This window comes from Alteromonas sp. CyTr2, from assembly GCF_947311905.1.
Taxonomy (GTDB): Bacteria; Pseudomonadota; Gammaproteobacteria; order Enterobacterales; family Alteromonadaceae; genus Alteromonas; species Alteromonas macleodii.
Genome location: NZ_CAMZMZ010000001.1, coordinates 318,336 through 338,826 on the forward strand (window position 1 = coordinate 318,336; position 20,491 = coordinate 338,826).

At 45.2% G+C, this 20,491-nt stretch carries 16 protein-coding genes and 1 pseudogene; 12 read left to right on the forward strand and 5 right to left on the reverse strand.

The genetic code is table 11. The features are described from left to right. Positions 1–148: 148 nt before the first annotated feature. The 4 genes from ahpF (at position 149) to QME20_RS01395 (ending at position 6,209) form a co-directional block, all read left to right on the forward strand. Positions 149–1,738: an alkyl hydroperoxide reductase subunit F gene (ahpF, locus tag QME20_RS01380; protein WP_014976359.1), complete on the forward strand. Its 1,590-nt coding sequence runs from the start codon at positions 149–151 to the stop codon at positions 1,736–1,738. A gap of 267 nt (positions 1,739–2,005) precedes the next feature. After that, complete coding sequence (locus tag QME20_RS01385; RefSeq protein WP_281715291.1) at positions 2,006–4,168, forward strand: TonB-dependent siderophore receptor; 2,163 nt, start codon at positions 2,006–2,008, stop codon at positions 4,166–4,168. A gap of 9 nt (positions 4,169–4,177) precedes the next feature. Next, complete coding sequence (locus tag QME20_RS01390) at positions 4,178–4,714, forward strand: hypothetical protein (RefSeq protein ID WP_049586664.1); 537 nt, start codon at positions 4,178–4,180, stop codon at positions 4,712–4,714. 10 nt (positions 4,715–4,724) lie between these two features. Beyond that, entirely contained in the window at positions 4,725–6,209 is a 1,485-nt protein-coding gene (locus QME20_RS01395; RefSeq protein WP_281715292.1) for a PepSY-associated TM helix domain-containing protein, read from the forward strand. A gap of 314 nt (positions 6,210–6,523) precedes the next feature. Here the strand turns inward: QME20_RS01395 and QME20_RS01400 are convergent, their stop codons facing one another. Then, positions 6,524–7,102 (reverse strand): demethoxyubiquinone hydroxylase family protein, encoded by a 579-nt coding sequence (locus QME20_RS01400; RefSeq protein ID WP_281715293.1) that lies wholly within the window; start codon positions 7,100–7,102, stop codon positions 6,524–6,526. A 205-nt stretch (positions 7,103–7,307) separates the two neighbouring features. Here QME20_RS01400 and QME20_RS01405 point away from each other — a divergent pair, with 205 nt between their 5' ends. The 3 genes from QME20_RS01405 to QME20_RS01415 all read left to right on the forward strand — a co-directional run bounded on the left by QME20_RS01405 (position 7,308) and on the right by QME20_RS01415 (position 10,715). Next, a complete protein-coding gene (locus tag QME20_RS01405; protein ID WP_281715294.1) occupies positions 7,308–8,378 on the forward strand; it encodes an SMP-30/gluconolactonase/LRE family protein in 1,071 nt (356 codons plus the stop codon). 253 nt (positions 8,379–8,631) lie between these two features. Then, complete coding sequence (locus tag QME20_RS01410) at positions 8,632–10,296, forward strand: S41 family peptidase (protein WP_239257636.1); 1,665 nt, start codon at positions 8,632–8,634, stop codon at positions 10,294–10,296. Beyond that, the gene (locus QME20_RS01415) at positions 10,296–10,715 is read left to right on the forward strand and encodes a hypothetical protein (RefSeq protein ID WP_281715295.1); all 420 of its coding nucleotides are present in this window, start codon (positions 10,296–10,298) and stop codon (positions 10,713–10,715) included. The genes QME20_RS01410 and QME20_RS01415 overlap by 1 nt, the downstream gene beginning before the upstream one ends. A 91-nt stretch (positions 10,716–10,806) precedes the next feature. On the opposite strand, the gene QME20_RS01420 is transcribed toward QME20_RS01415, so the two are convergent. Continuing rightward, positions 10,807–13,149 carry a YgiQ family radical SAM protein gene (locus tag QME20_RS01420; protein ID WP_281715296.1) on the reverse strand — a complete coding sequence of 781 codons (2,343 nt, stop codon included), beginning with the start codon at positions 13,147–13,149 and terminating at the stop codon, positions 10,807–10,809. 254 nt (positions 13,150–13,403) lie between these two features. Here QME20_RS01420 and QME20_RS01425 point away from each other — a divergent pair, with 254 nt between their 5' ends. Then, positions 13,404–13,868: an EVE domain-containing protein gene (locus QME20_RS01425; RefSeq protein WP_281715301.1), complete on the forward strand. Its 465-nt coding sequence runs from the start codon at positions 13,404–13,406 to the stop codon at positions 13,866–13,868. Positions 13,869–13,957: 89 nt separating this feature from the next. On the opposite strand, the pseudogene QME20_RS01430 reads toward QME20_RS01425, so the two are convergent. Beyond that, positions 13,958–14,125, reverse strand: a pseudogene (locus QME20_RS01430) (DNA/RNA non-specific endonuclease); the annotation flags it as partial. 301 nt (positions 14,126–14,426) lie between these two features. Between QME20_RS01430 and QME20_RS01435 the strand changes: the two are divergent. Beyond that, positions 14,427–15,173: a hypothetical protein gene (locus QME20_RS01435; protein WP_061094891.1), complete on the forward strand. Its 747-nt coding sequence runs from the start codon at positions 14,427–14,429 to the stop codon at positions 15,171–15,173. 50 nt (positions 15,174–15,223) lie between these two features. Next, positions 15,224–16,030, forward strand: a complete 807-nt coding sequence (locus QME20_RS01440) for a DUF3307 domain-containing protein (protein WP_187447255.1) — start codon at positions 15,224–15,226, stop codon at positions 16,028–16,030. Between the two features lie 117 nt (positions 16,031–16,147). Here the strand turns inward: QME20_RS01440 and QME20_RS01445 are convergent, their stop codons facing one another. Then, complete coding sequence (locus tag QME20_RS01445) at positions 16,148–16,978, reverse strand: DUF4437 domain-containing protein (RefSeq protein WP_049586677.1); 831 nt, start codon at positions 16,976–16,978, stop codon at positions 16,148–16,150. Positions 16,979–17,166: 188 nt separating this feature from the next. Between QME20_RS01445 and QME20_RS01450 the strand changes: the two genes are divergently transcribed. Then, positions 17,167–18,126, forward strand: a complete 960-nt coding sequence (locus QME20_RS01450; RefSeq protein ID WP_281715297.1) for a LysR family transcriptional regulator — start codon at positions 17,167–17,169, stop codon at positions 18,124–18,126. A gap of 246 nt (positions 18,127–18,372) precedes the next feature. Further along, a complete protein-coding gene (locus QME20_RS01455; RefSeq protein WP_156078298.1) occupies positions 18,373–19,599 on the forward strand; it encodes a hypothetical protein in 1,227 nt (408 codons plus the stop codon). A gap of 166 nt (positions 19,600–19,765) precedes the next feature. On the opposite strand, the gene QME20_RS01460 is transcribed toward QME20_RS01455, so the two are convergent. Then, positions 19,766–20,491 (reverse strand): IS66 family transposase (locus QME20_RS01460; RefSeq protein ID WP_281715298.1); only part of this gene is annotated, 726 nt, incomplete at its 5' end.

Sequence of the window (20,491 nt, forward strand, 5' to 3'; positions counted from 1 at the left end):
AGCGCTTCGTGCATTGCACAGTATTAAGCAAATAATTTGTAGGGAGTGGGTCTCCACTCCCTGATATTAATTTCCAATTTCCGCTTATGTTGTTGACCCTTCAAAAGGTTGGCGGGGATCGGCGTGTCGAAAATAAGGCAGAATAACCGTGTTAACTAAAGAAATTTTACAAGCATTGAAATCATATGCAGAGTCAATGCAAAAAAACGTAACCTTTGTCGTACAGACCGGTGAACATAGCAAGCGTGAAGAGCTTGTGACGTTTCTGTCCGACATTGCTTCAGTAAGCGAAAAATTAAACGTAGAAGAGCGTGACACAAATGGTGAGTTGCGCAGTGCAATCAGCTTTTTGTTGGAAGCTGACGGCGAAGATACGGGAATTCGTTTTTCTGGTATCCCTGGTGGTCACGAGTTTAACTCGCTTGTACTTGCCATGCTGCATGCAGCGGGTACTGAACTTAAGCTAGACGATAGCGTTAAGTCGATGGTGAAAGCGGTGAATGAACCACTTAATTTTGAAGTGTTCATTAGCTTAAGCTGTCACAACTGCCCTGAAGTCGTACAGGCACTTAATCAATTTGCTTTGATTAATCCTAACATCAAGACCGAAATGATCGACGGCGGGTTATATCAAAATCTAATTCAAGAGCGCGACATCCAAGGTGTTCCTAGCGTATACCTTAATGGCGAGCTATTCGCGAATGGTAAAGTTGATGCCTCTGTGCTTATCAACAAGTTAATTGAACGCGACCCTAGCCTTAAAGAAGCAAACAAAGGCGATGCGTTACCACTTCAAGACGTAACGGTTATCGGTGGTGGTCCAGCAGGCGTTGCTTCGGCGATTTACAGTGCCCGTAAAGGCCTTAAAGTTGCCATTGTTGCTGAAACTTTTGGCGGCCAAGTTAAAGATACCATGGGTATCGAGAACCTTATCTCAGTACCTAAAACAACGGGCCCTGAGCTTGTTGGTAACTTGATGGAGCACGTACGCGATTACGACATTACGCTCAAAGAGCACGTACGCGTTGATAGCATTGAGAAAGGCAATATTAAAACCATTACGCTTTCTTCTGGCGAACAGATCCGCACTCGTACGGTTATTGTTGCGACAGGCGCCCGCTGGAGAGAACTTGGTGTTCCGGGCGAAAAAGAGAACATCGGTAATGGTGTTGCGTACTGCCCACACTGCGACGGCCCTTTCTTCAAAGGTAAAGACGTAGCGGTCATTGGCGGTGGTAACTCAGGTATTGAAGCGGCACTTGACCTTGCAGGCATTGTAAAATCGGTGACGGTATTTGAATTTATGCCAGAACTAAAAGCGGACAAGGTACTTATCGATCAAGCTCAAAAGCGCGATAATATTACCATTATCAAGAACGCGGCAACGCGCCAAATTACTGCTGAAAATGGCAAAGTGAACGCAATTGAATACCAAGATCGCTCAACTAACGAAGTGCACACCCGTGAACTTGCAGGTGTATTTGTTCAAATTGGACTTGTACCAAACAGTCAGTTTATGAAGGGCACGGTAGACATGACGCAGTATGGCGAAATTATTGTTGATACTAAGTGTCATACATCTGAGCCGGGTATATTTGCAGCCGGTGACGTAACAACAGTACCGTATAAGCAAATTGTTATTTCGATGGGTGAGGGCGCGAAAGCATCGCTTGCTGCATTTGAATACTTATTAAGCCATGAAGTGGTTGAGTCTGAACAGGAAAGTGAAGCGGCATAGTCATTAGCCTTTCAGTTCTCATGAGAGTTAAAGCCGAGCTAACGCTGTTAGTTCGGCTTTTTTGTATGCGCGTATCTTTATGTTACTTAACAACCTCGGTTAACGCGTTTTCTGTTACTTATTGATGTTAATGTGAATGATACTGGTTATCATTTGTGTAAATTTTTGCTAAATTAGACGAAAGTACTAATGCAGCCTTCAGTTCACTTCATTCTTGTAATAGGCGAATTGATGGGTCTTAAAAATTAATAACAGAAAACACTCAACATGAATAAGAAATTACTCAGCTTGGCGGTAGCGGCTATCTTAGTGTCTCACGCACATGCTCAGGAAGATGAAAGTGGCGCTGGCTTAGCTATAGATAAGCGAGAAGCAACAGGGGAAAAAGCAGAAGCGAATGCAGTAGAAAAGATTGAAGTAGTGGGCATGCGTTCTCCGTTTGGCGCAACAAAAACAAATACACCGATTGTTGAACTCGCCCGTACAATTTCCATTGAAACCGCATTAGATTTAAAGCAAAAAGGTGTGTTAAATCTTTCTCAGTCTGCCACCTATATGGCGGGCGTGACGGGGGAGTCATACGGATACGCCACCCGAGTCGATTCAATCTCTTCCAGAGGATTAAGTATTCCGCGCTATCGCGACTCAATTCAAGAGTTGTTTGGCAGCTATAATTCTACGCGAGCTGAAATTTACACAATGGAACAGGTTGAGTTGCTTAAGGGGCCTGCCTCTGTACTTTACGGTCAGGGCTCTCCCGGTGGCATAATGAACTATGTGTCAAAAACGCCCACGTTAGGCAAAGGAAGCGAAGTGGTGTTGTCCTACGGAAACTTCGACCGCGCGCAAGTTGGGGTGGATGTAAACGGCAGCCTGTCTGAAGATGATAGGTGGATGGGGCGTTTTGTTGGTATATATCGTAATGCTGACTCTCAGGTTGATTATGTTAGCGATGACACCCAAGTATTCATGCCGTCACTTTCCTTCATGCCTTCTGACGATACAACGCTAACGCTAATCGGGTTATTCCAAGATACTGATAGTGATACAGCAGCGCAGTTTATTCCTGTGGAAGGGACATTATTGCCTTTGGCTGACGGCACTTATTTACCCGACCAAGATGTTTACGCAGGTGAACCAGGGTTTAATAAATTTGATACTAAGTCGAACCAAGTTACTTTGCTTGGCGAGCACTTGATTAACGATACAACGTCACTTTCATTTACTGCCTTATGGCGAGATGGTGAGGCAGACTACCACCAAGCGTGGCCCACTTTTACGGGCGGTACTCGCTATCTAAACGCTTTTGTAGGGGCACCGGTCGCGCCTACCGATACCTTTGTGCCGAGAACGTTTTATCAAGCAGACAATACGTTTAATCAACACGCTTTTGATATTCGTGCAAACAAGGGCTTTGTAACAGGCGCTTTCGAACACGAGTTATTAGCGGGTGTACAATATCAACATGTTAAAACTGACGCCAACTCTGCTTACTATGCTGGTGGTGGGGTATTACAAGGTGATTTTAGGTACATTCTGGACTTGGCTAACCCTGAGTACACAGGCGCACCAGAGCAAGCCATTTTCGACGCAATTTACAACGATGCGCCTGAACAGACAGTCGCGGACACGGGGTTATACCTGTCTGATCAAATTTCCTATGAAAACTGGCGGGTAACGCTAGGCCTACGTCACGACCGCGTTGATAATGATACAGGCGTAACTGAGCAGGATGACACGCAAACATCATACTCAGCTGGAATTTTGTATCGTTTTGACAACGGCATTTCTCCCTACCTTAGTTACGCTGAGTCGTTCGAGACGGTAGTGGGACTAGATAATAATAACAACCAGCTTAAGCCAGAAGAAGGCCGTCAATACGAGGCAGGGATTAAGTATGAACTCTCGTCAGTTCCTGGTTTTATCACGCTGGCGTATTACGATATTGAAGTTTCAAACCTTCCTAATCCTAACGGATTACCAGACGAAGCGGCGCAACAGCAAGGCGTAACGACCATTGAAGGGATTGAGCTAGAAGGGCGCGTAGACTTTGGCCAGATAACAGCGCAGTTTGCGGCGTCGGTCTTGGATGCAGAAGATCCTAACGGTTTTTCGTTGTCAGCACAGCCAGACAGCAATGCGTCGTTGTGGGTAAATTATTCTCCACTTGAGCTTGAAGCGCTGACGGTAGGAGTTGGTATTCGCTACGTGGGAGAATCAGTTTCTGAGAATGGTGTCATCGGATACGACACACCTAGCTACACCCTTGGTGACCTGATGGTGTCGTACGAGCTAGCAGATAATTTGAATTTGCAGCTGAATGTAAGAAATGTGACCGATAAAAAATATCTCACGTCTTGCTTATTCAGAGGTGACTGTTTCCCTGGTGTACGCAGAACAGTGAACGCGTCGCTAACCTATTCGTTTTAAGGATTTATCATGCTTTCAGTTGCAGCGGGTGGTTTAACACTTGCAGCCTTAGGTGTTATTTATAAAAGTTGGCGCGCTCAAGCGTCAACGTATCTTTATTTGGGTCTTGTCGTATGGCTGGTTGCAGCAGTGTGCTGGTCTTATGCTCAGGGGTGGGAGTTTGGCGTGCTATATGCGCTGTGTATTCCTTCCATTTTAGTGTGGCCTTTTATTGCGTTTAACCAAACGCATTTACCTCAGCCAAAAAATGTACCTCAGCCGAGGAGCTTTGATTTCTCGCGACGTACAGTTCTAGGGAACATCGCAAACTACATCGTGGTGCTGGTTGTTTTATTGGTTGTGAGCGTGTTATTGACGCTAGGACTATGTGCGCTACTTCCATTCTCAATAGCAGGGAAGTTGGCTACAGGTATCGTGCTGTTGCCAATTTTTTGGGGTCTTATTGTTTATCACTACCTTGCTACCGCCCACAAAATTAAAGTTGTTGTTGCTTACGCAGTTTTGGCTGCGCTTTGCCTACCAATACTTATTTTCTTCCCCATGTAGGTGAATATCGATGGATAAAATAACAAAACAAAATGCATTAAATGCACATACTTGGGTAGGCGTTTTTCTAAGTGTACTTCTCTTTTTGGTGTGCTTATCTGGGACCGTTGCGGTTTTTCACTTAGAGTTTGAAAGGTGGGAACAGCCGCAAATTGAAGAAATGAAGAATGTTTCTCCTGATGTTGTTGAAAAGGCGATGGACACCTTTTTAGCTCAGAATACGCAAGAGTCTCACCATCTTTATGTGGTTTTCCCTACATCAGATATCCCTCGGTTGGTGGTAGAAAACGATCATGCTGCTTACTTTGCCGACAGTGAAGGTAACTTATTAGAGCAAGAAAGCGTGTCTTTTACCGAAATGCTTGTGAACTTGCACTTGTATCTCAATTTGCCACAAAGTTGGGGAATGATTTTGGTCAGCGCTTTGGGCGCTATCATCTGTACCCTTGTCGTCACTGGAATTATTGCTCACAAACGAATAGCAAAAGATGCTTTTAAACTTCGACGGGGTGGCAACGGTCAGCAAGCTCAAATTGATTTGCACAACCGTTTTGGACTATGGGCAGCGCCTTTTCATTTAGTTATAGGTATAACAGGCGCATATTTTGGTATGGCAGGGATCATTTTGGTGGTTGTTGCCTCACTAAATTACGAAGGCGATCGCGACGCGGTTATCCAGAAAATCTTTACGCCAGACCCTGTATTAGCGCCACAGGAAGGTAAACCGGCTATTGGTAGGGCGTTTGCACAAATGGAAACGCTAGCGCCAGAAAAGTCGCCAATATTTTTAACGGTACACGAAGTTGGTGAACCAGAACAGTTCATCGAAATATATGCCAAGGCGCCCAATAGAATGATCTACGCCGAAGGCTATCGATTCGATACGGCGGGTAACTTTATCGGTGTGGCCGGCTATGAATTCGGTGAATGGGGTAAGCAGTTGGTATGGGCAATGTACCGTTTGCACTTCGGTGACTTCGCCGGCCTTACCAGCAAATGGCTGTACTTTGTTCTTGGTGTAATGCTGACCATGCTTTGCGTGTCGGGTATGGAGATTTGGCTTTCTAAGAAGGCACATCCGCCGTTAGCAAGCAGGCTTTGGTACAGCACGGTGTGGGGGAGTGTGAGTGCACTCGCATTAACTGCTGTAGCAGATATGTTTTTTACAGGCTCGCTCATCGCCGTTTTTTGGTGCCTTATGCTATTTAATACCGGCATTACAGTGGGAGTTAAATCACTCACAAAGCCGATATGGTTGCTTATATCAGGCTTAAGCGTAATGGTGTTACTCATAGCCTATGCGGCTGTGCACCAAAGCGCGACGCTATCGGTTGCGTCACTTCAGCTTAATATACCTATGGCGGTGTACGTGGTGTGGAGTGTTTATCGTGCTAATACGCTGATTAAGCGAGCTAAAAATGCAGAAACTCAGATTGAAGCCGACGCGAGTAACAACGCGCCTCAATCAGCGCAAGAAAAAAGAGTGAATGCGTAAATCTTATCGTAACTATTAGGGGCTCACAGGAAGCCCCTTAGTTACGCTTCTTTCTTTTCCACGTACCGCCATACATATAGCCATTGCTGGCCTTTGCTCGTTCTTGACAAGCTTTGCATACTATACGCCACGTGTCTTCATCACCACATCGAATACGAAACTGTGTGTCGGCATTGATACCGCAGTTGTCACAGGGCTTTGATGGCCTAACTCTGTTCTTTTTCCCCACTTCAAGCACGTCTCTTTCGTTTTAATTAACAGACTTTCTGATACCTATTTTGTAATTACAGGTCACCGCACATAAGCTCAAAAACTTAAATCACTTTTGCGATTGCAACGGCAATTGAAGAGCCTTTTTCAACGGCTGCGCCCCATAATTTCATTAATAACGACGGCCTTTTCGTCATTAGGAGCAGCGCTTCATCTCTGTGATGTTGTTCATCTGCTTGGCATTGTCTAAACCGATTTATTACGTTTGAAGGGGGGATGGCTAACGCAGAAATGCGCTTACATTGTTCTTCGTAATGCGAATCTACGAACTGCTCTACTCGGTAAATGGTGTAGTAAAAGCAATTTATACCGCAAAGTCTTGGAATAAAGCCGGTGATAAACCCAGAAGCTATCCATAAAGGTAAAATAAAACTTCCCCTGAAAAGCGGCATTTCGTTTTCAAAGACGGCGAGGTGTCGTCTTTCCGTTTTAAGGTGCTCATGTATGAAGGGTTGTGCCTCGCTTTTTGTGCCAGAAAGATTAACCAGTTTTAAAACACATTCGGCGAATAGAGCACCACGGTATATCCAAACGGCTCCCGTTTCTCCCGCGTGGCTCGCACGTAGTTCTTTGTCTACTTGCTTAGCGTGATTATCTCCGAGTGTTTTTGCATAAAATGGCATGACGTACCTCTGTAGCATTTTATAAACAAACGATCTGAAGGGGGGAATGGATGCTACCTAACGAATTTGTAATGCATATTCAAATATGCGCTATTTAGAAAGCTCTGGATGATAGTGTTCTATTTATAAACGAAAGCAGAGTATCGGACGGTTGCTTGCTATGGTTGATAGATACACAACATGCGTTGCTTGCAGGAGAGCATAAATGAAGGTATTCGGTGGCGTTGTCATTCTTGTCTTAGGGTATTTACTATTGTGGCCAGTCCCCATTGCGCCAATAAGCTGGCAAGCACCGAGCAGTAGCGGATTTTCGGGGGAGTTTATTGAAAACAACCGTTTGGCGGGCCTTTCGTTTATTGAATTAGGCGAAGATAAAGGGCCGGAGGATTTTGCGATTAACGCTGCGGGAACTATTGCAACCGCCACTCATTCTGGTGCGGTATTACTCAAGAAAAAAGGTGAGGCAACATTTACTCCGTGGATTAACACTGGTGGACGTCCGCTCGGTATCGAGTTTGATACCAACGGCAACTTATTAATCGCCGATGCTCATCGCGGATTGCTAATTGCAGACCCTGAAGGTGAGCTAACGGTATTGGTTAACCAAGTAGAAAACACTAACGTTGTATATGCGGACGATGTGGATATTGCCGACAACGGCAATATTTACTTCACTGACGCAACTACCAAGTTCTCTGCCAAAGAGTATGGGGGAACGCTGCAAGCGAGCCTGCTAGAAATTTTGGAACATAGAGGCAATGGCAGGCTTATAGAGTACGACCCAGTACGTAGAACGAGTAATGTACTGATGGATGGTTTGGTTTTTGCGAATGGTGTCGCAATAAGCCATGATCAAAATTCAGTGTTGGTCAACGAAACCGGTAAATATCGCGTGTTGCGCTATTGGCTAGTTGGGCCAAAACAGGGTCAAGTGGAGGTCGTGATTGATAATTTGCCCGGATTCCCAGACAACATCAGCCAGGCAACGAGCGGCGCGTACTTTCTGGGTCTTGCTTCGCCTCGCTCCGCTCCCGTTGACGCTCTATCTGACAAGCCTTTCATTCGTAAAATTGTACAGCGTCTGCCACAGTTCATGCGCCCACAAGGTCAAGCATACGGGCACCTTGTTAAAATAAGCGAAAGCGGAGAGGTTTTACAAAGTTATCAAGACCCTAGTGGTGCATTTCCCTTTGTTACAGGCGCAATACAGACAGATGAAGGTGTATATGTGAGTAGCTTAACTGCACGGTCGGTAGGTGTGTTGCAGTTAAACTAGAGACGATAATAAGCATATTGTTACGGCAGAGTAGGTAGTCTTCTTTTCTACCGCGATAGAGCGATACGCGTCACGAATGAAACTTACTCATCAACTCTGCAACACGTTTTCTTACATTTCGAAACATTTTAAACTTTTGTTATGTAGTTACGCTTAGAAGGATATGTCACTATCGGCTATGCTAATAAAAGTTGTTTTTAGCACAAGTTTAGTAGTTTTGGGCTAGCCGTTTTAAAAGGATATTTTCTAAATCATGAAAGCGTATACGTATTCTTCTGTTGCACTTGCAGTCACGATTTCTCTTCTAGCTGGATGTGGAGGCGGTTCAGGCTCGTCTAATACCCCTCCTGTGGTGACAACGCCTACCACGCCAACGACACCTGTAACAACAGAGCCAGAATGGGAAGCGGGGGTGTATGAACCGCAATCTCAATATCTAGCGAAATGTGAGACTCCTAGAAGCGGTATTGATCCTTTTACTAATAGGGCATACCCAGATACACAAGGTACCGCCATGGATGAAAAGCTGTGGCTACGTACTTGGACTAATGACACTTACTTGTGGTACGACGAAGTAGATGACAATGACCCTGCAAATTTCTCAGTGTTGGGATATTTTGATCAGCTTAAAACCAATGAGCTAACGCCAAGCGGTACGCCAAAAGATAACTTCCACTTTTCACAAGACACTGCCGAATATAACGAACTGTCTCAATCGGGGATTTCATCGGGCTATGGGTTTGATTGGGAATTTGGTTCAACAACCGTGCCGAGAGTACTAACAGTGCGATTCACTGAGCCGGGTTCACCTGCAGCTACTGCTGGCGTGCCTCGCGGTGCGACCCTTTCGCGTATAAACGGCGTCGACTTCGTCAATGACAACACGCAGCAGGGCGTCAATGCGATTAATGCTGCGCTGTTTCCGGAAGACGCAGGTACGGTTACAAGCTTTGAGTTTGTGCAGGTTGATGGTTCAACTCTCTCAGTAGACATCACCTCCGGCGATATCAGCGTAACGCCGGTTCAAAACGCAAAGGTACTCGATACCGAAAACGGCAAAACGGGCTACTTCCAATTCAATACCTTTATCGTTACCGCGCAAGAAGGATTAATTGATGCGTTCGATATGTTTGTTGAAGAAAATGTGACCGAGCTCGTTATTGACCTTCGCTACAACGGCGGAGGACGTTTGGCGCTAGCTTCACAGCTTTCCTATATGATAGCGGGTCCGAACCAAACCAATAACGCAACCTTTGAAACATTGCGTTTTAACGATAAAAACCCAAACACCAACCCTGTCACCGGAGAGACCATTCGTCCAACACCGTTTTACCGCAATGTTATTGACTATAACGCAGGGCAACTTACCGACACGCTTCTGCCTAGCCTTTCGCTGACGAAGGTTTACGTTTTAGCCACGGGTGCAACATGTTCAGCAAGTGAAGCGGTAATGAATGCACTTCGTGGTATTGATGTAGAAGTAGTGCAAATTGGCTCTACTACTTGTGGTAAGCCGTATGGGTTCTACCCAACAGACAATTGCGGTGAGACCTACTTTACTATCCAGTTCCAAGGGGTGAATAACAAAGGGTTTGGTGATTATGCTGATGGTTTCATGCCTACCACCACGCCTAATTTCGATTTTGAGTTGCCGGGGTGTGAAGTTGAAGATGACTTTACCGCAAGCTTGGGTGATCCAAATGAAGGGATGCTGTCAGCTGCATTGGAATATGCTGCTACAGGCTCATGTCCCGAAGTTGTCACGTCAAACGGCGTGGCGGATGTCAAAGCACTGCGCAGTAACCAAAGTGCGTTAGGGGACGAAAAGCTCATTCCTATCGACAAGCCTGAACAACGCAAAGAGAACTTTATTTTACACAACAAAATAAATCAGCCTGTTATTCAGGAGCGCAAGTAATGTCGCTTCTTAATAAAAAAGGAAAACTGCTAAAAGGAAGACTGCTAGCAGCACCTCTCGCCATACTTTTGCTCTCGGCGAGCGGATGCGCGACAACGCAGGAGGCTGAGTTACACGAGGCAGTAACCAAATCCATTAGTGTGAGTCAAAAGCAAGCTATTGAAAGTAAGATCAGCAACTGGTTTGGTGGTCTAAACATAACGATAGCCGATGATGCATTTAGTCAAACCGCGAGCATAACGATTGAGCGTAAAGCAAAGGTAGATGGCAGGGGATTACCTATTGACGGAAGGCACGACAACCCTGTTTATAGCTTTACGCTGCTAAGTGATGGTGAACAGTGCGTGTTGCGTAACGACCAAAGTGGGGAACTTACCAAGCTTGAAAATGTGACCTGTTATATAGTGGACGAGGCATAAGTCGGGATAAATCGACGAAAGCGCAATGTCATCGTTGACAATAGGCCTTAAAAAAACGCCCAGAGTCTACAAGCTCTGGGCGTTTTTGCTGCTATCGTTTGTGCATGCTTGGCTGCTTTTGCGTGCGGCCGCGACTGTTGCCGCCGCTATTATTTCCTTTCGATGCGTTGCCTCTATTCTTATTCCCGCCGGTGTCGTTACGCTGCTGTGCTGTGTTTCCATGACCTTGCTTGTTAGCGTTGGAATTACGTCGGCTCTTATTTACGCCGTTACCGCCTTTGCTGCTCTTGCCCTGAAAGGTAGGAGGAAGCCCAGTATGTTTAGTCAGTGCGCGTTCACCACGACGGCCTTTTTGCGCTTTTTGGCGTTTTTCATCTGCCGTTTCTGGCGGAACAAGGTGTTGAGGACCACGGCCTATTAAGTCTTCACGCCCCATACGCGTAAGGGCTTCGCGAATTTGCGCAAAGTTTTTCGGGTCGTGATAACGCAACATCGCCTTGTGTAATCGACGGTGAATTTCACCTTTTGCAGAAGGCACCTCTTCACTGTCTTTAGTGACTTTGCGAAGGGAATTTACCTCGGTATGGTACATGGTGGTAGCCGTTGCCATTGGCGACGGATAGAAGTTCTGTACCTGATCGAGCTTAAATTTGTTTTCTTTAAGCCAAATCGCAAGGCTTAGCATGTCTTCGTCGGTGGTACCCGGGTGCGATGCAATAAAGTAAGGAATTAAGTACTGCTTTTTACCTGCTTCTTGTGAGTACTTATCAAACAGCTCTTTGAAGCGGTAGTAGCTGCCCATGCCCGGTTTCATCATTTTTGAAAGCGGACCATCTTCGGTGTGTTCTGGAGCGATTTTTAAGTAGCCGCCTACGTGGTGAAGGGCCAGCTCTTTCACGTATTCCGGGTCTTCTACTGCTAGGTCGTAACGTACGCCTGAAGCAATCAATATCTTTTTAATTCCAGGCAACTCACGAGCACGGCGGTATAAGTCGATAGTTGGCTTATGGTCCGTATCCATGTGCGCACAAATGCTAGGGTACACACAAGACGGCCGACGACATGTAGCTTCTGCTTTAGGGCTCTTACAGCGCAGGCGATACATGTTCGCCGTCGGGCCGCCTAAGTCTGAAATAACACCAGTGAAGCCCGGTACCGTATCGCGTATTTGCTCAATTTCTCGAATAATAGAGTCTTCAGAACGGCTTTGAATAATACGCCCTTCGTGTTCAGTAATAGAGCAGAAGGTACAGCCACCATAGCATCCGCGCATAATGTTGATACTGAAGCGGATCATGTCGTATGCAGGGATTTTAGCATCGCCATAGACAGGGTGAGGCACACGCTGATAGGGTAAATCAAATACCGCGTCCATCTCTTCGGTTTCAAGCGGCATGGCCGGTGGGTTAATCCAAATGTGTCTGTCACCGTGGCGCTGCATGAGGGCTCGAGCACAACCAGGATTGGTTTCTTGGTGCAAAATACGCGACGTATGTGCGTATAACACCTTGTTGTCTTTCACCGTCTCGTACGCAGGTAGCTTAACGTACACGTTTTCCCAAGGCTTACGCTTTTCTTTCTCTTTTTGCGCAGGCTGAATAACAATGGGCGCAGCTTCTGGCGCTTCACTGCTTTTGGCGTCTTTATCCTGCGAATCGCACTCGGGCTCCATCTGGTAGGGGCTTGGAATGGCGTCTATCTTGCCGGGCCTGTCTAGAGAGGTCGAGTCAACACCTTGCCACTCTGGTAAGGCTTCTTTAACGATAATCGCAGTACCGCGAATGTCTCGCAAATCGGCAATATTTTCACCTGCCGCTAAGCGATGAGTGACTTCAACAAGAGGACGTTCGGCGTTACCGAAAAAGAGCATGTCCGCTTTGGAATCGAACAGTACAGAGCGGCGTACTTTTTCACTCCAATAGTCGTAGTGCGCAATGCGACGTAAGCTGGCTTCTATGCCACCAACAATAACAGGCACACCTTTAAACGCTTCACGGCAGCGCTGTGAATACACGGTAACCGCACGATCAGGGCGCTTGCCACCTACATTGCCTGGCGTGTAAGCGTCATCGTGACGAAGCTTTTTGTCAGACGTGTAACGGTTGATCATAGAGTCCATATTGCCGGCTGTTACGCCGAAATACAGGTTGGGTTTACCCAACTTCATGAAATCGTCTTTGCTGGTCCAGTCTGGCTGAGAAATAATACCCACGCGAAAACCATGCGCTTCAAGTACTCGGCCAATCACCGCCATACCAAAACTAGGGTGATCTACATACGCATCGCCCGTTACCAAAATAACGTCACAGCTGTCCCAGCCAAAGGCATCCATTTCTTCCTTCGACATGGGGAGAAACGGCGCAGTACCCAGGCAGTGTGGCCAATATTTAGGGTAAGAAAACAGACCGCGATCGGCCTTAATGGTGGCTTGCATAGTAATCACATCTAGATAAATCAGAGAGTTGCTGAGCTTAAATAAGGCTGTAGCTCAGAATAAGTGCGTAATTATAGCAGTGTTGGCCAAGCTAAGGTATAGCACTGTCATTAAATTAAAGAGCTTTGTATACTCACTTAAAGCAACAAGCTGCAAAGCTAGCCATGAGTGCAGGTTTTTATAAGCGCTTCAAATGCCCGCATTTAGCGAATGAAAGGCTTGTCTATTTACAACGAAGAGAATTAACGACGACTATGGCGTATTGGCTATTTAAAACAGAACCTGATGCATTTTCAATCGATGACTTGGCAAACCGCCCAGAACAAATGGAACCGTGGGACGGCGTAAGAAATTACCAAGCGCGTAACTTTTTACGAGACGGCGTTAAAAGGGGTGACAAAGTATTTATCTATCACTCAAGTTGCAAGCTGGTGGGCATTGCAGGTGTTGCTGAAGTGGTAAGAGACGGCTACCCGGACACCACGCAGTTTAGCCCTGAATCAAAATATTACGACCCTAAATCAAGTCAGGATAACCCCCGCTGGTATCGCGTTGACGTGAAATTTGTAGAGAAATTTTCAAGCGTTCTGCCGCTTTCAGTGATTAAAACGATGGACGGTATTACTGAACTGCCATTGGTCAAAAAAGGTGGAAGACTGTCAATCATGCCTGTAGAAGAGGCTGAATGGCAGCAACTGTATGCTGCTGCCAAACAGTAAGTTAAATGCTAAAAAGCGTAGCCGTCATATCTTGTTAGCTTGCTAAAGATAAATATAAGGGCTATCGCTATGCGCTAACTGTTAACATCGGTAATGACGACTTTAAAATATCCACTAGGAATACTGTGCGACTCATCTGCCTCTGGCAGAGTAGCGAAATACCATTCATATAACGGTCCAGAAACCACATAAACATCTTGCCCAGTTCTCACCACATCACGCACCGCATTTTCTAGATCCACCTAAGGACCTTGGTGGCCGCGGTCAGTACCAATTGTAAACACAGTTATCAGCAAACGCGTTAAATGCGCAAATTGTTAGTGTGAACGTGATTTACAGTGGCTTTTCTTATAATGCCTTGGCTTTATGTTAGTGATAGATAGCCTTAGGCTCGCCCGTTCACCTGCTTTTACGTTTGCTCTGTGCAGCATGTTTTGCTTCATGTTACCCAATTCATTCACGTGTAGTTTTGTGATTAATAATAATCACATTTTGCTGTGTGATTGTTTTTGAATTTGAGGTAGTAGCGTGTCATAGTGGACCTCTAAACGGAAAAAAGTGTCTATTGAAAGCAGAAAAGACAACGCGGCGCATAGTGAAATGACAAGAAAGAGTGCTTTAACAAGCAATACAAAAAAGCGCGCTGGTGTGATTACCGGTGACGTCTCCAACTCTCAGTCTTATTCTGATGCTGAATTCAGAGAGATAATTGCTACGCTGAGAGAGCGTTTAACATACTACGCCGAGTACTACGGTGGAGACTTTGATATTTATCGAGGAGACGCATTCCAGCTAGTTGTTGCACAACCACAGCATAGCATTGCAGCCGCAGTTGGATTGCGGCTAGCTCTTAAGGCGCATGCTTCAGGAGTAGATGTGAGAATGAGTGTTGCTGTGGGAGAAGCGCAATTTCGCCCTTCAGAAGTAAAAACTGGCACTGGAGACGCGTTTGTGTTGTCAGGACGAGGGTTAGATAACATAAAGCCGCACCATCTTACTTTTTGTAGCGGTGAACAAACACTCGACGACAAAACGCAGCTCTTAACACGTTTTGCCGACGCGCATATCAATGGACTGACACAAACCCAGTCGCAAACCTTACTCGCGTATCTTGAAGCAACGGATAAGAGCCATGAAAGTGTAGCGGCCATACTAGATAAAAATCGCAGTAATGTAAGTCGAATTCTCAATGCCAGTAACTATAAACTGATAGCAGAATATCTCGACTATATGGAGAGAGCGCTTATTTTATGGGTTCAAGGTGGAACCTCATTAAAAACGGAACAATTGACCAAGGAAGACTAATGTGATGACGAATAACACGAAAAACATAATGCTTGTGACAGGAGAGCCACGTGCTTGCTGAACCTCAACTGCTGGTGGCACTTGTGTTAGCGCATCTATTAGCAGACTTTTATTTTCAACCGTTTACCTGGGTACAGCAAAGAAACGAACGACACGCACTGGCTTTGCCCTTATACCTACACGCAATCATACACGGTATACTTGCGGCAGCAGCAATGTTCTTGTTTTCATCAACGATAAGTATCGCAAGTATAGGTATTGGGGCAATTGTAGTCGCCGTTTCTCACTTCAAAATTGACGTTATTAAATCGTATTGTAAGCAAAACACTACGTCTTTTGTTGTCGATCAAATAGCGCACATTGTCGTGATCTTAGGCGTATTTTTGTATGCCACTAATCAGTGGCACGAGGCAGTGGGACTACTTCAGCAGGTAGGTACATCGCACCTATTAGTGGTCTTGGCCTATTTGGCGGTACTCAAGCCCAGTTCAGTTATTATTAAACAGCTGCTGTCGCCTTGGAGCGATGAAGTATTAGCTAACAAAATGCCGTCTTCTCACCCCAATGATCCGCCGACAATAAGTACAGAGGCACAACAAACTTTATCACTGGCAGGTCAACGAATTGGCTATTTAGAGCGTGTGCTCATGCTTACCTTTGTATTGCTAAATCAATTTTCTGCCATAGGTTTTCTTATTGCGGCTAAATCTATATTTCGCTTCGGCGACCTCACTAAACACCAAGACAGAAAGCTAACTGAATATGTACTTTTGGGCACCTTCACCAGTGTGGCGATGACGTTTGCCATTGGCTTGGCATGCGCAGCGGCATTAGGGCAATTACCCATAAAGTCTTAGCAAACCTCCTTAACGTACTGCTTTTGCAAAGGCTTGTTGACTATGATTGCTGAATACCTAGAAAATACGCGAAGCAAGCGTGGAAATGCCCCGCGTAAGTGAGCTGAAAAAAGCGTACTAATCTGTAACGCTAAATTTTGACGACGTTCTTACGTATACAATGGTTTCGCTTTGGTTTGCGTTTTCAACAGAATGGTGTGCGGCAGTTGATGATTCAATGTAACCTCCTGCGTTTAATTCAATCTGTCTGGGGGGATTGTTTTGGGTATAATTGATACTTCCCTTGATAACCACTGCCTTAAATTCATCACCATTAGATTTTATTGAACCTTTAAATCCTTTTGGAAGCTTGACAAGGGTGCCGTATACACTACTTGTCTCGCCCCACAAATAGGCAACAGAAACACCGTTGGCCGCTATATTTACAAGGTCGCTTTTTTGCAGCCACACCATATTGTCTGCGTGAACGTTGATTGGCCTTTCGCCGTTGTCAAAATGTTCTTTTGATGGCTTTACAAGGTATGGGCCTTCATCAATTTCCAGGTAAATCAGGTTGGTTTTGTCGTTTGCCGCAGTGGTGTGATCTTCACCTGCAGGTTGAGTCCAAAACGAACCTGTTGGCATCCACATCTTTGCTGCGTTTGGATCGTCATTGTGCATTTCACCTTCAATCACAATACTTCTATAGGTTATGTTGTGAATGTGCGGTGGCGATTCAAAGCCTTTGTTAAATCGCACTAACATCCCCGTTGCCGTGTCTTTTGTTCTGTCTCCCCACAAGTCTGCTGCCCCGGGGCTTTTGTCGCCACGGGCTGGGTTCAAGTAACCCCATTCGACATCTTTAGCTGCAATAACTTTGTCTTGTGCTTGTGCGCCGGGTACAAGAAGAAAACAGGTGCTCAATAATAGCGATGCTATTGTAAGTTTGTTTCGTTTCGTTGGTTTCATTCAAACCTCCTAATTGTTGGTCGTAGGTTTTATTTAACAGACAGGCACAGTCTATTATTTCGAATAAGTCTCATAAACGACCAAAATCAATAAAGGCTTTCCTGAAAATGTGGATAATAGAGGTGATCAATTTTGCTTTGTCTTTTTCGCCTTGAAATCAAAAGAGTGAAATAAACGTTGAGGGAAGTATGAAAACCGAAGACCTGTCTGTGTTCGTAAAGGTGGCTGAAGTGGGCTCGATAACCACTGCTGCGATAAAACTTGATATTAGCTCATCTGCTGCAAGTATGGCGGTTAAACGTTTAGAAGAGCAGCTTGGCGTAGCGCTATTTGTGCGAAGTACACGCAAAATTCGATTGTCACCTGAAGGAGAGCAGTATTTGCCTATGGCAAAGCAGGCACTCGACACCTTACAGCAGGGCCTTGCACTAGTGACAGAGCAGAAGCAGAGCATTCATGGTGAGCTTCGCATGGTGATGTCTTCGGAAATGGGTCGCAACTTAATGCGTGAACTGCTAAATAAAGTGCAACGCGAAAATCCAGAACTTTCATTGCGATTACATGTGAGCGACAGTCGGGTGGACTTCTACCGCGATGGTGTAGATGTAGCACTTAGAGCCATGACAAAAGAAGCGGTTAAAGAATCGCAGATGTATGGTTTTAAAGTGTGCAATATTCCGCATGTGATTTGCGCGTCTCCCGATTATTTAGAAAGAAACGGTGAGCCTACAACTTTGACTGATTTAGCGCAGCACAACGCACTTCTTTATAAGCTCTACGACCAAACCCACAATACGTGGGAACTTATCAACGAGGGCGAGAGGGTTAAAGTGAAAGTGAACAGTAATCGCGCTGTGAATGACGGTGATATTGTTCGGCGCTGGTGCGTAGATGGAGAGGGGATCGCTAAAAAGTCATGTATAGACGTTGCGGGGGATTTACTGAGCGGAAAGCTGCAGCGTATTTTGACTGGTTACCACGTACCGCTAACTGAAATGTGGCTCATGCTGCCTAGCCGGCATCTTATTACGCCAGCGGTAAGATTAATTAGAGATGAACTAAAACAGGTTATTGAAAGTAAGCGTCAACGTCTTATCAATACATATATTTTGACGGAGCGAGAGTGGCCTGTCTCCAATGAAATTTGAGCTCGTTTTTAGATACTCATTTGTTTCGATGCTAAGTGACTAAAAAATAAACTAAAAACAGAATCTTATAATTGAAAAAAAGACTGGAATATCCTTTAATAGTGCTCGCAAGGGATTGCGACATTTCAATAGTACACTCAACTATGCAGGACGGCATGGTGAAGTCTCGTCATGTGCAATCCTTTGTTTTCATAAAAAAGCTTCAGTTCTAAATATTTTAGCTAAAGCGAAAAACAGAGAAAACACATGAATGCAAAACTATTAGTTCCATCTTTATTAGCAGTTTCACTTCTTACTGCGTGTGGTAGTACACCACCCTCGCCAGAAGAGCAGGCAATGGCGAACCAAATGAAGCAAGCGTTTCTTGCGAAAATTCAAGGCATGTCCTTACCTGTTGCTGCCCAACAGCAACAGCAAGCTGCACCCCAGCCGGAAATCGTTATCAGTGCGACTGAACTTACAGCACAAAAACAGAAAATTGACGAAACCGGCGGAGCAGCGATTTTTTATCGTAAGAAAGATGGCATCATGATAGATGGGGAGATGTTTCATGACTTCGAAGGACAAGTTGCCAACTTCGGAGGTAATAGGTTTACTGGTGAGTTTACCTATGCGGTAGAAAATTTCGATGGCTCATTTACACTCAAATATCACAAAGCAAAATCAACTGAAGCACCTATAAAAATTGCAACGGTGTGGAAGCGTGGTGACCGGTATGAAGTAAAAACAGTTACCGGAAAAACTGCAACAGGTAGCAGTGTAATTCCTACTTCAGACGGTTTTATTATTGGCCGTCCGGGGTCTGCTTTTCGCTATTTTATAGACAATGATAACGTAAAAAATATAACACTCTTAGATAACTATCACATCGCTAAACATCAGAAGGGCGATGCTGCATCTACAGGTTTTATTTTGTTAGAGAAAGATCCTCGAGACAAAGGCGACAGTGTGGGCGGATTGCTAGACTCCTTTAAAGAAATAGGTAATACGTTTGGACTTAACAAGTTTGATGACTATGTTTTAGTTAGCCTAGACGGGAAGACCATCGTTCCAATGGATGTTGGATTAGGAGGTAAGGATGTTGCAGAATACTCAAACTGCGAACGTCAAAATGCTGTGATGAACAAGTGCGAAAACGTGGATTTTAAAGAGTCGCTGTACACAAAACTTGGCTTACCTAATTACAGTCACTATTTCTGGTCAATCAATTGGGTACAAACGCAGTCAGGTCCACTGGCTATATACAGAACATCGACGAAAATTAAAATTGTCGATATCAACAATAATCAGGTTCACACTGCATTTTCGCGCACCTTAGGTGTAAACGAGTTTGATATCATTGAAAACGCTGACGGAACTACTGGTATAGAAGCAAGACTCGGATTTTCTAAAGAGAAAATTAACGATATAGAGTCATTTATCAAGAATAATACGTCTGACATCGAGCCGATTCAGACTTTACAAAACTCTTAATTTACACAAAAATTAAACATTCAAAAGTCGTAGTAAGGAAGCGGTAATAAGTCCCGCTTCCTTTTACGTTAAATTCTAGACCTTAAAAGCGATAGGCGGCGGTAAGCCTAAAGCGTTGAGGCGCGCCAGGTTCAACCCACACATCGTAAGCGTCTGGCAATCCCACCTAACGCTTCGTAAAGTGCCATGGTAGAAGTTGCTCGATATCGGCGTTGGGCCGACTGAGTTCATCAAGGCAAGACATCACATACTCGAACACATTGAGGTCGTTGGCTTTTGCGGTTTCGATGATGCTGTAGAGGATGGCGCTGGCATTGGCGCCGGTAGCGGTCTGGCTAAACAGCCAGTTTTTTCTGCCTATCACGAACGGTTTAATCGCGCGCTCAGCGCGATTGTTATCGATATTCAGTAATCCATCGAGTGTGTAGCGTGCAAGCTTTTCCCATTGGTTCAAGCAGTATTGTATCGCTTCACCTAATTTGGTTTTCGGTAGCACTTGTTGTACTGATTTCTCTAGCCATGTATGGAGCTGGTTGAGCAACGGCAGGCTCTTTTCTTGTCTGGTAAGGTAGCGCACCTCCACCGTTTTATCTTTTAATTGAGTTTCGATGCGATAGAGTTTTTGGATGTGATTGAGTGCCCAGTCTGCTTTGCCGCTGCCTTTTTTACCCGCGCCTTTCTTTGCTTCCATAAACTTACGACGTGCATGGGCCCAGCAACCGATAAGGGTTGCTTGCGTTTGCTCGTAGCCTTGATAGCCATCCACTTGTAAGTAGCCGTTATAACCATTAAGGAAATCTACTGCGCATTGCCCAGCGCGACTATTGTGATAATCGTACAACACGATATTGGATGTCGCTGTATCGGGGATATGACCGCTAGGTGAATCAGC